The sequence below is a fragment of the Stackebrandtia sp. genome, assembly GCF_035643755.1.
GTDB lineage: Bacteria > Actinomycetota > Actinomycetes > Mycobacteriales > Micromonosporaceae > Stackebrandtia.
In genome coordinates this window covers 18,474-29,147 of the sequence record NZ_DASQPW010000017.1, presented here as the reverse complement: position 1 = coordinate 29,147, position 10,674 = coordinate 18,474, and the positions used below count along the sequence as shown (strand labels likewise).

At 66.7% G+C, this 10,674-nt stretch carries 10 protein-coding genes and 2 pseudogenes; 5 read left to right on the top strand and 7 right to left on the bottom strand.

Annotation, left to right across the window (positions count from 1 at the left end):
• A pseudogene (locus VE172_RS01245) lies at positions 1 to 537 on the top strand (hypothetical protein); the annotation flags it as partial.
• Positions 538 to 596: 59 nt separating this feature from the next.
• On the opposite strand, the gene VE172_RS01240 reads toward VE172_RS01245, so the two are convergent.
• Positions 597 to 800: a DUF2631 domain-containing protein gene (locus tag VE172_RS01240; protein ID WP_324795992.1), complete on the bottom strand. Its 204-nt coding sequence runs from the start codon at positions 798 to 800 to the stop codon at positions 597 to 599.
• 173 nt (positions 801 to 973) lie between these two features.
• Here VE172_RS01240 and VE172_RS01235 point away from each other — a divergent pair, with 173 nt between their 5' ends.
• Positions 974 to 2,530 (top strand): Rieske 2Fe-2S domain-containing protein, encoded by a 1,557-nt coding sequence (locus VE172_RS01235; protein ID WP_324795990.1) that lies wholly within the window; start codon positions 974 to 976, stop codon positions 2,528 to 2,530.
• 708 nt (positions 2,531 to 3,238) lie between these two features.
• Positions 3,239 to 4,132 (top strand): helix-turn-helix domain-containing protein, encoded by an 894-nt coding sequence (locus VE172_RS01230; protein WP_324795987.1) that lies wholly within the window; start codon positions 3,239 to 3,241, stop codon positions 4,130 to 4,132.
• Between the two features lie 33 nt (positions 4,133 to 4,165).
• Here VE172_RS01230 and VE172_RS25330 read toward each other — a convergent pair whose 3' ends face one another.
• Complete coding sequence (locus tag VE172_RS25330) at positions 4,166 to 4,348, bottom strand: DUF397 domain-containing protein (protein ID WP_349258215.1); 183 nt, start codon at positions 4,346 to 4,348, stop codon at positions 4,166 to 4,168.
• A gap of 255 nt (positions 4,349 to 4,603) precedes the next feature.
• Between VE172_RS25330 and VE172_RS01225 the strand changes: the two genes are divergently transcribed.
• Positions 4,604 to 5,641: a S1C family serine protease gene (locus VE172_RS01225; RefSeq protein WP_324795984.1), complete on the top strand. Its 1,038-nt coding sequence runs from the start codon at positions 4,604 to 4,606 to the stop codon at positions 5,639 to 5,641.
• Here the strand turns inward: VE172_RS01225 and VE172_RS01220 are convergent.
• Positions 5,642 to 6,547 (bottom strand): annotated as a pseudogene (locus tag VE172_RS01220) (cation diffusion facilitator family transporter); the annotation flags it as partial.
• 285 nt (positions 6,548 to 6,832) lie between these two features.
• On the opposite strand from VE172_RS01220, the gene VE172_RS01215 reads away from it, so the two are divergent.
• Entirely contained in the window at positions 6,833 to 7,363 is a 531-nt protein-coding gene (locus VE172_RS01215; RefSeq protein WP_324795981.1) for a hypothetical protein, read from the top strand.
• A gap of 4 nt (positions 7,364 to 7,367) precedes the next feature.
• Here the strand turns inward: VE172_RS01215 and VE172_RS01210 are convergent, their stop codons facing one another.
• The 4 genes from VE172_RS01210 to pstC are packed head-to-tail and all read right to left on the bottom strand — an operon-like array spanning position 7,368 to position 10,623.
• Positions 7,368 to 7,748 (bottom strand): phage holin family protein, encoded by a 381-nt coding sequence (locus tag VE172_RS01210; RefSeq protein WP_324795978.1) that lies wholly within the window; start codon positions 7,746 to 7,748, stop codon positions 7,368 to 7,370.
• Between the two features lie 55 nt (positions 7,749 to 7,803).
• A complete protein-coding gene (gene pstB, locus VE172_RS01205; protein ID WP_349258217.1) occupies positions 7,804 to 8,676 on the bottom strand; it encodes a phosphate ABC transporter ATP-binding protein PstB in 873 nt (290 codons plus the stop codon).
• A 52-nt stretch (positions 8,677 to 8,728) separates the two neighbouring features.
• Positions 8,729 to 9,643 (bottom strand): phosphate ABC transporter permease PstA, encoded by a 915-nt coding sequence (pstA, locus tag VE172_RS01200; protein ID WP_324795976.1) that lies wholly within the window; start codon positions 9,641 to 9,643, stop codon positions 8,729 to 8,731.
• Positions 9,640 to 10,623 (bottom strand): phosphate ABC transporter permease subunit PstC, encoded by a 984-nt coding sequence (pstC, locus tag VE172_RS01195; RefSeq protein WP_324795974.1) that lies wholly within the window; start codon positions 10,621 to 10,623, stop codon positions 9,640 to 9,642. The genes pstA and pstC overlap by 4 nt, the downstream gene beginning before the upstream one ends.
• Positions 10,624 to 10,674 lie beyond the last annotated feature (51 nt).

The following is a 10,674-nucleotide window of genomic DNA, read 5'->3' as shown; positions in this document are numbered from 1 at the left end:
GACCGCACCCCGCCGCGCGGCATCGGCGACAACCAGTCCACCCAGCCGCACCCGATGGTGCCGCACGGTGGTGGGCGTCCGGGAGGTTCGCCCTACGACGACCCGGGCTTCCGCGAGGCGCCGACGCCGCCCAGCGGCTTCGACCGGGCCGACTCCAAGGTCGACTATGGACGACGCAACCCCTACGGGGGACGCGGCATGTTCGACGAGCCCGGCCGCCACGGCCGCGACGAGATGACCACGGAGATGAACGCCGGCGACTCGCCGTTCACCCCGCAGGATCTCCAGCGCGTCACCCAGCTGCGCAATTCGTTCCAGCCCCGGCGTTTCGGCAGCGGGTACGACCCCGTCCAGGTCGGCAAGATGTTCGACGCCATGGTCGCCAACATGACCGGCCGCGCGCCGGTCCCGGTGAGCGACCGCGAGCTGGACACCGGCCAGTTCAGCCTGGTGCAGCAGGGCTACTTCGAGCCCGAGGTGGACGCCGCGGTGCGCGAGGTGCGCGACATCTTCGCCACCCGGGGCATGGTCCGCTAGAGCGACAACGAAAACGGGCCGCGGGGAAAATCCCGCGGCCCGTTCGTCGTCTCAGAAGTTCAGTCCCGCAACCCGTTGCGAACCATCAGCCAGTCGGCGACGATCGCGATGGCGATCACGCCCGCGGTGAAAATCAGCCAGTAGTCCTCGATGTGACCCCGGTGATTGCCGAAGAGGTACGCCACCATGGTGATGATCGCGGCGATTCCGACGGTGTAGGCAAGCTTGCGATTGGTGGGCTTGCGCTGGTCGGGAGAGGTCACCGGTTCGTCATGGCCAGCCACTTCACGTCCTGCCTTTCCACAAGGTTGTCGATCAGCCGAGGTTCAGTCTCGCATGCCACGATGGGTGCTCGGCCCCGCCCTGGCCTGACGGGCCCCGCGGGTATGGTCGTAGCGGCTAATCAACGGCTACCGGGTGGAAGAAGGCGGCGAGAGTGCGGATTACCGGAACCGGTCACGCGAGCATGTTGATCGAGACGGCTGCGGGCAGCATCCTGACCGACCCGTGGGTGAACCCGGCGTACTTCGCGTCGTGGTTCCCGTTCCCGGACAACTCTCAGCTGGACTGGGACGCCCTGGGGCGCTGCGACTACCTGTACGTGTCGCACCTGCACCGGGATCACTTCGACGCCAAGAACCTCAGCGAGAAGATCTCCAAGGACACCACGGTCCTGTTGCCGGAGTACCCCACCAGCGAGCTCGAGGACGAGCTGCGCGCGCTGGGCTTCACCAGGTTCATCAAGACCGTCTCCGGTGAGGTGACCGACCTGGGCTCCGGCGTCAAGGTGATGATCCAGGCGCTCACCTCGCCCACCGACGGCCCGATCGGCGACTCGTCGCTGTGGGTGGAGGACGCCGACGGCGTCCGGCTGCTCAACCAGAACGACGCCCGCCCCACCGACCTGTCGGCCTTCACCAAGCTCGGCCAGGTGCACGCCCACCTGCTCCAGTTCTCCGGCGCCATCTGGTATCCGATGGTTTACGAGCTTCCCGACGCCGCCAAGACCGCGTTCGGCAAGCAGAAGCGCGAACGGCAGCTCGACCGCTCGCTGCGCTACATCGACGACGTCAAGCCGTCGCATGTCTTCCCGATCGCCGGGCCTCCGTGCTTTTTGGACGATGAGCTGTGGCGGTTCAACGACATCCACGGCGACGAGGGAAACATCTTCCCCGACCAGCAGGTGTACGCCGATTACCTGGCGGACAACGGCTTCGACAACTCGGTGATCCTGCTGCCGGGCACCGTCGCCGAGGTCACCGCCACCGACTGCACGGTGACGCATCCGGTCGACGACGTGCGCGAGTTCTTCGCCAACAAGGAACGTCACCTCGAGGAGTACCGCGAGCGGCAGCGCCCGGTCATCGCCGCGGCCAAGAAGTCCTGGGAGCACCCGGACATCGACGTGTTCGGCGAGATCAAGCGGCGCTTCGAGCCCCTGCTGTCGGAGGCCGAGTTCATCGCCGCGGGCATCAACGGACCCGTCCGCTTCGACCTGACCGCGCCCGACTCCTCCGAGGTCGTCGAGCAGATCGTGTTCGACTTCTCCACCAAGGAGATCCGGCACTACAACGACGAGAAGTGCCGCTACCGCTTCAGGACCGAGCGCCGCCACATCGAGCACCTGCTGTTCGTCGAGGAGATCGACTGGGTGAACTCGCTGTTCCTGTCCTGCCGCTTCTCGGCGGCCCGCATCGGCCAGTACAACGAGTTCGTCTACACGTTCTTCAAGTGCCTGTCGGAGGAGCGGCTCAACTACGCCGAGGGCTGGTACGCCGAGCAGAAGCCCGACGAGGAGAACATCGACCTCAAGGGATGGACGGTGCAGCGCCGCTGCCCGCATCTGAAGGCCGACCTGTCACGGTTCGGCAAGATCGACGACGGCGTCCTCACGTGTCAGATGCACGGCTGGAAGTGGAACCTCAACAGCGGCAAGTGCATCACCAGCGTGGGCGGCAATCCGATCCGTTCGTCCCGGCCGGACGACGACTGACGTTTCTGGGGGCACGAAAAGGGCCGGTGCCGCGGACGAAGGGGGAAGCGGGCGACACCGGCCGGATCGTCCGCTGGATCAACCCTGCGAGGAGGACACAGACAGGGGGGATCGAGCGGACGATATGGGAGACAGACGAATGGGCTCGGAAGGGGGGCGTTGAGCCGCGACGGGAGGCTGATGACGGCGCTGTCGTTGCGCCCGATAGCGTTCGGCGGCCAGCAGCGCGTCACCGATCTGGCCGTCCCAGCACGCCCAGGAGTGGCAGGGCCAACCCTGGCCGCACACGGCACACACGCGTGCCTGGTCTTTTGGGGTGTGGCGGCGCCACCAACGCACCTGTACCGGCCAAAGGCTCGGACACAGCACACCCACCGGGGGTTCATTCGGAGGCGGTTTTTCCAGTGTGTACGGACTTCTCACTATCCCCACCCTTTCGGGGTTCCCACCATTTTTGTTGAACCGAGGTGTCCTTTGAGAACTGTACAGACGCGATATCTATACCTTTGGTAACCTCTGGGGTATAGACTTGCACATGCAGGATGGCGCTGCAATAGGTTCCATCAATTCGAGTGAAGAATTTTTGACGGTGCCACGGAGAGTCGCACATGGTGTGCGAAGGAGACGAGGTCCGATATGGGAGAGTATGGCGCGAGCCAGAAGAACGGCGCGTCTGGTCGTGTCGAAGATACTACAGGGAGTCAACCTGTGTCCTCCAAGGTCAGTCCCACGGTGCGGCGGCGCCGGTTGGGCGCCGAATTGCGGAAGCTTCGCAAGGACAGCAACGTCAGTGTGGACACGGTGGCGGAGGCGTTCGACTGCACGGCATCGACCGTGTATCGGATGGAGCTGGGGCGGGTAGGCGTCAAGAGTCGGGACATCGAGCTGTTCGTCGAGCTCTACAAGGTCACCGACGACAACATGATCAAGGAACTGAAGAAGCTGGCCAAGGAGGGCAGCAAGCGCGGCTGGTGGGCCAAGTACACCGACTCCATCATGCCGCCGTATGCCACCTACATCGGTCTGGAGGCCGATGCCACCAAGCTTTCCATCTACGATGGACTCATCATCAACGGCCTGCTTCAGACCCGTGATTACGCCGAGGCCACCTTCGACTTCGCCTCGGACAAGAACAAGAAGTTCATGGACAAGCGGATCAGCCTGCGCATGGAGCGCCAGGAGCGGGTCGCCGAGACCAAGGACCTCCAGGTGTGGAACGTCATCGACGAGGCCGCGATGAGCAGGATCGTCGGCGGCCGGACGGTGATGCGCGCCCAGCTGAATCATCTGCTGAAGCTGGCGGAGCTGCCCAATGTGACCATCCAGGTGCTGCCTTTCGAGGGCGGGGCGTATCCCGGGATGCTCAGTTCCTTCGTGCTCATGGAGTTCGGCAGCGGCGAGGACCCGGAGGAGCCGGACCCGGACCCGGACCCCAGCTACCGGCACCCGGACGTGGTGTACATCGAGGGGCACACCGCGGACGTGTACGAGGAGGAGCACGTCGAACCGTTCCAGGACGTGTTCGAGAACCTGCGGGTCGCGGCGCTGAGCCCCACGTCGAGTCTGGAAAAGATTCGCGGGATGCGCGACCGACTCAGTTGAGTCGACGCACATCCCGCTGCAAAGCGATAGGGCTTATTGCCTATCGTTCGTGGTCATGGCGATCAGGCTGGGCCACTCGCCGGCCTTGGCGCGCAGTGTCGGCCCCGCGATGTCTTTGGAATCACGGACTTCGACGCCACCTGCGCGAAGTCGAGCCTCGACACACGCTCCGGTGTGACCTGACCTGGTGCTTTTTGTCCACTGTGTGCTGAGCATGGTTCCCACCTCTCGATGATGCGGCGACTGGATGTCGCCCTGTCGCACTGGGGTGCGGGCACACATTGCATGTGCTTGCCCTTACCGTAACCGTTACTGTGGAATCGAGCGTCGGAATCCCGCCAATGTCCTATGATTGACACTTTTTGTCGCACTACAGGTGCGCTGCGTGGCCAAATCGGACGCTTTCGGCGGCTCAATGTGCATAACCCCTGACCAAACGTAAGATGAGCATCGACTCTAGGGGGGAGTTCGATGCGCAGGGGTTGGATCGGATTGGTGTTGCTGGCGGGTCTGGCGACGAGTGTGACCGGCTGCCAATCGCCCGGTGGTGGTTCGTCGGATTCCAGCCAGACGGGCACAGGTTCATCCCTTGAGGACGATTATCAGTCCACGGTGAAGTCGGTGCTGCCGTCCATTGTGCAGATCAACACCGCGGACGGGCTCGGCTCGGGCGTCGTCTACGACGACGACGGCCACATCGTGACCAACGCCCACGTGGTGGGCGACGCCACCAGCTTCCAGGTCACCCCCGCCGCCGGCGGCGACAGCGTGAGGGCCAGCCTGGTGGCCGCCTACCCGCCGGACGACCTCGCGGTGATCAAGGTGGACTCGACCAGCGACTTCGCGGTGGACCCGGCCGTGTTCGCCGACTCCGGCGACGTCAGGGTGGGCGACATGGTGCTGGCGATGGGCAACCCCCTGGGGCTGACCGGAAGCGTCTCCGAGGGCATCGTGTCCTCGGTGGGGCGCACCGTGTCCGAGCCGGGCTCCAAGGAGACCGACGCCACCACGATCGCCGACATGATCCAGACCACCGCGTCCATCAACCCGGGAAACTCCGGCGGGGCGCTGGTCAATCTGTCCAATAAGGTGGTGGGAATTCCCACCCTGGGCGCGGTCAACCCCGACCTGGGCAACTCGGCGGCCCCGGGCATCGGCTTCGCCATCTCGGCCAACACCGCCACCCGCATCGTCGACCAGATCGTCGACTCCGGCAAGGTCACCGACTCCGACCGCGCCACCCTGGGCATCCAGACGCGGCAGATGGTCGACGCCGACCTGAACCCGGCGGGCATCGGCGTCGTCAAGGTCGACAAGGGCGGCTCGGGCGACGAGGCGGGCATCGAGGCCGGCGACGTCATCGTGCAGCTGGGCGACACCGGCGTCGACTCCATCAGCCAGCTCAACGACTACCTGGCGAGCAAACGGCCCGGCCAGAAGGTGACGGTCACGGTGCAGCGCGGCGACGCCGAGAAGCGGCTCAAGGCCACCCTGGACGAGAGGAGATAACCAGGTCGGGCTCTCGCAGGCGCGCTCGGAGGTGACCGGCTCGACCTGCAGGGTGGCGTGGTTGATGTCGAAGCGCTCGTGGAGCACCTCGCGGGAGTCCGACAGCACCCCGGCCAGGTCGGCGGCGGGGGCGATGCTCAGGTGCGCCGAGGCAACGTCCATTCCGGACGTCAGGGTCCACACGTGAAGGTCGTGGACGTCGGTGACGCCCTTGACCCCGGCCAGGGCGGCGGTGACGTCGGCGATGTCGAGGCCGGGCGGGGCGGTCTGCAGCAGGATGCGCAGCGCGTCGCGTCCCAGCTTGGCGGCGCGGGGGAGGATGAACAGGCCCACCGCCACGGCGATGATGGGGTCGGCGTACGTCCAGCCGGTGAGCGCGATGACGACGGCGGCGACGATGACACCGGCCGAGCCCAGCAGGTCGCCCAGCACCTCGAAGTAGGCGCCGCGGACGTTGATGCTCTCCGACGATCCCGAACGCAGAATCGACAGCGACACCAGGTTGGCGACGAGACCGACGGCGGCGACGATCAGCATCGGGGTGGACGACACCTCGGGCGGGCTGGAGAAGCGCCCGATCGATTCGTACAGCACCCAGGCGGCCACGCCGAACAGCAGCACCGTGTTGGCCAGGGCCGCGATCACCTCGAGGCGGTACAGGCCGAAGGTGCGCCCGGAGTGGGCGGCGGCCCGGCGCACCGCGATGATCGCCGACAGCGCCATGGCGATGCCGAGCGCGTCGGTGGCCATGTGCGCGGCGTCCGACAGCAGGGCCAGGGAGTTGGTCAGCAGGCCGCCGACCAGCTCGGCGAGCATGATCGACCCGGTGATGGCCAGGCCGAGCCACAGCCTGCCCCGGTGCTTGTCGCCCAGGCTGGCCGCGCCGTGATCGTGACCCGCGCCCATATGTCGATACTGCCCTTCTCGTGATCCTTCATCGCACCGCGGTTCCGTGAACGGTGTATGACATATGCTATCATGCGCATATTAGCATGAAAATGAATTCCATTATGGCCCAGCTTGAGTCCACGATGGTCGGTCGGCTGCCAGGGAACGCCCAGCTTCGTTCGTTTATGGTTATGGATCTTTTAAACCCCGTGCTCGGCGAAACGCTAGCCACGACGCGCGATGACTGGCAGTATTGAAGTCGACTCCGGCGACATGGGTGTGCGGATAAGGCGGAGGTCTGGGATGGAGTTGAAGATGGCGCTCACGGTCGGCGCGTACTCGTTTGGTGCGCTGATGGTGTTGATCGCCGTGACAGGTTTGTGGATGGCGCTTCGGGTGCGCGGCCAACGGCGCTCCGACGCGCTCGAGGCGGCGCGAACGGACGCGAAACGTTGGTACGACATGCTGAGCGGGCAACTGGCGCAGCTGTCGGCGGGGGACGATCCGGTGGCCAAACAGGCGCTGGCGGACGCCGCTGAGCGGCACAACGCGGCGGCCGGGCAGCTGGCCGAGGCCAAGACGGTGGGGCACTTCCGGTTCGTCCGGCGCACCGTGACCGAGGGCCTGCGCTACATCGGCGCGGCGCGGGCGCGGCTCGGCCTGGCGGCTGGTCCACAAGGGCCGCCGCCGGTAGGCCCCGACGGCCGTCCGATGTACGAAGAGGTCTACCGCGCCGCTCCCGAGGCGACCGAGTCGCATCGCGAGCGCGAGGAGGCGCGAGCGGGCGTCACCCCGAGCGTTTCCGGCGTGGCGCGGGCGATCCGGCACCAGTAGCGGATCATTCCTCACGGCTGTCGGGAATCGCGAGGCTGAGCAGCCACGACACGATCGCCAGGACGATCGCGCCCCAAAACGCGGGCCAGAAACCCGCGATGTGGAACGGCAACTGGAGCCGCTCGGCCAGCCACTCGGTCAACATGAACAGCAAGGCGTTGACCACCAGCGCGAACAGCCCCAAGGTGAGGACGTACAGGGCACAGCCCAGCGTCTTGACGATGGGCTTGATGACGGCGTTGACCACACCGAAGATCAGCGCCACCAGCAGCAGCGTGCCGATGTCGCGGCCGGTGGACGTCGCGGTCAGGTCGACGCCCGGCACCACCACGGTGGTGACCCACAAGGCGACGGCGTTGATGATCACCCGAAGAATGAATCGCACGCCGCGATGCTTCCAGGTCGCCGCGCCAGAATCGGGAAGGCGCGCGAACCCCTGACTACCCGAATCGTCCGGTGATGTAGTCCTCGGTGCGCTGCTGGGAGGGGTTGGTGAAGATCTTCTGGGTGTCGTCGAACTCGACCAGGCGGCCGTGGCGCTCGCCCGCCTCGTCCACCTCGGCGGTGAAGAAGGCCGTGTAGTGGCTGACCCGCGCCGCCTGCTGCATGTTGTGGGTGACGATGACGATCGTGTAGTTCTCCGCCAGCCGGTACATCAGGTCCTCGACCTTGCTGGTGGCGATCGGGTCCAGCGCCGAACACGGCTCGTCCATCAGGATGACCTCGGGCTTGACCGCGATGGTGCGGGCGATGCACAGCCGCTGCTGCTGGCCGCCCGACAGGGCCAGACCCGAGGTCTTGAGCTTGTCCTTGACCTCGTCCCACAGCGCGGCGCCGGTGAGAGCCTCCTCGACGATCTCGTCCAGCTGGGCGCGCTTCTTGATGCCGTTGAGCCGGGGACCGTAGGCGACGTTGTCGTAAATGGACTTCGGGAAGGGGTTGGCCTTCTGGAACACCATCCCGATGTGCTTGCGCACCTGGATCGGGTCGATGGAGCTCGCGTAGAGGTCCTGCTGGTGATAGGTGATCGAGCCGGCCACCCGGGCGCCGGCGATCAGGTCGTTCATCCGGTTCAGCGACCGCAGCACCGTCGACTTCCCGCAGCCGGACGGGCCGATCATCGCGGTGATCTGGTTGTGGCGCACCGGCATGCTGACGTCGCGCACCGCCTCGGCCTTGCCGTAGAAGACGCTCACCCCCGACAGCTCCATCACCGGGACGCCGGCGGCGGTGGCGGGCGGCGCGGACTGCGCCAGCCCGGCGGTCGGCGCGCTGATGCGGGGCGCGCTCGAGGTCTGGTCGGGGGTGCTCATGGGCTTCACCTGGGTTTGCGGGGAGGAATGCGGGGAAGACAGCTGCGACATGTCAGTGCTCCTTGGTGGCGAATCGGCTGGCGACGAACCGGGCGATGATGGTGAACAGCAGGACGATGACCACAAGGGTCAGTGCCGCGCCCCAGGCCCGCTGGGTCGACGCCGCGAAGGGCTGCGTGGCATTGCGGAAGATCTGCGCCGCCAGCGTCGTGTTGCCGCCGTTGATCAGATCCGGGTTGGACAGGAACGCCAGGCCCACGGTGACCACGATCGGCGCGGTCTCGCCGGCGGCGCGGGCGATGGCCAGCAGCGAACCGCTGGTGATGCCCGAGATCGCCGACGGCAGCACCACGGTCAGGGTGGTGCGCCACTTGCGCGCCCCCAGCGCGGCGCTGGCCTGGCGCAGCTCGTCGGGAACCAGCCGCAGCATCTCCTCGCTGGAGCGGATCACGATCGGCAGCATCAGGCAGGCCAGGGCCAGCGAACCGGCGAAGCCGGACTTGGTCTCGACGTTCTCCACCCACATGACGTAGATGAACAGGCCCATCATGATCGACGGGACGCCGGTCATGACGTCGGCCATGGTGCGGATGAACCGCGCCAGCGGGCTCTGCTTGCCGTACTCGTTGAGGTAGATCGCGCCGAGCACGCCCAGCGGGATCGCGATCAGCGCGGCCAGGCCGGTGATCAGGAGGGTCCCGGTGATGGCCGGTCCCATGCCGGGCCCGAAGGCGCGGTAGTCGTGCGGGATGTCGGCGGTGAGGAAGTCGAGGCTCATGGCGCTGCCGCCGCGCGTGATCACCTCGTACACCACCACCCCGAGCGGGACGATCGCGACCAGCAGCGCCGCGGCGATCAGCACGGTGGCGAAGCGGTCGCGGAAGCGGCGGCCCAGCGGCAGCGAGTGGCGGGACAGGTCGGGCGCGGTGCGCGGCGCGGCCGCCGCGTTGGGCGTGGTGACGGTCATGAGGACGCCGCCCCCTTCATGCGAATCTCGGCGCGCCGCACGATCACGCGCGCCGCGACATTGATGATGATGGTCATGGCGAACAGCAGCACCCCGATGGCGATGAGCGCCGCGGTGTGGACACCGGAGGACTCGCCCCATTCCAGGACGATGACCGAGGCCATGGTGTTGCCGCTGTCGAAGACGTTGGGCGTGATCTGGGTGGAGGCCCCGATGATCAGGGCCACGGCGATGGTCTCGCCCATGGCGCGCCCCAGGCCCAGCATGGTGCCGCCCACCAGGCCGCCGAAGCTGTGCGGGAACACCGCCCCCTTGATCATTTCCCAGCGGGTGGCGCCCAGCGCGTACGCGGCCTGCTTGTCGGCGGCGGGGACGGTCGAGAAGACCTCGCGGCCGATCGAGGTGATGATCGGGATGACCATGATGGCCAGGATCAGGCCCGCGGTGGCGAAGCTGCGTCCGTTGCTGGACGGTTCGCCGAACAGGCTGCCCAGCAGCGGCACGCCGCCGAGCACGTCGTGCAGCCACGAGTAGACCGGCACGATGCCCGGCGCGATCACCAGCACGCCCACCAGCCCGAAGACCACCGACGGCACGGCCGCCAGCAGGTCGATGACGGTGACGGCGGGGGTGCGCAGCCAGCGCGGCGCCAGCTCGGTGAGGAACAGGGCGATGCCGATGGACACGGGCACCGCGATGATCAGCGCGATCACCGAGGTGAGCGCGGTGCCGTAGATGAAGGTCAGGGCGCCGTAGATCGGCGAGTGGGGGTCGCTGGGGGCCCAGCGCTGCCCGGTGATCAGGCCGAGCCCGGATTCGCTGAACGCGGGCATCGCCTCGTTGGCCGTGGTGACGAGGATCAGCGCCAGGATGATCAGCACCATGAGCGCGGCACCCAGCACCGCCCAGCGGAACAGGCGATCGGAACCCACGCCGCCCTTGGCGGACAGCTCGGGTTTCTCGTGATCGAGGGTGGTCACTGTAGTCACTTCCGTTGTGGGAGTGCCCCGACAGGCCGTTGGCCTGCCGGG

What these genes read in the sequence shown, in the direction of transcription:
- VE172_RS25330 (WP_349258215.1), bottom strand. Translation starts at nt 4,348, where the DNA reads ATGCTCAGCACACAGTGGACAAAAAGCACCAGGTCAGGTCACACCGGA.
- pstB (WP_349258217.1), bottom strand. Translation starts at nt 8,676, where the DNA reads ATGAGCACCCCCGACCAGACCTCGAGCGCGCCCCGCATCAGCGCGCCG.
- VE172_RS01215 (WP_324795981.1), top strand. Translation starts at nt 6,833, where the DNA reads ATGGAGTTGAAGATGGCGCTCACGGTCGGCGCGTACTCGTTTGGTGCG.
- pstA (WP_324795976.1), bottom strand. Translation starts at nt 9,643, where the DNA reads ATGACCGTCACCACGCCCAACGCGGCGGCCGCGCCGCGCACCGCGCCC.
- VE172_RS01225 (WP_324795984.1), top strand. Translation starts at nt 4,604, where the DNA reads ATGCGCAGGGGTTGGATCGGATTGGTGTTGCTGGCGGGTCTGGCGACG.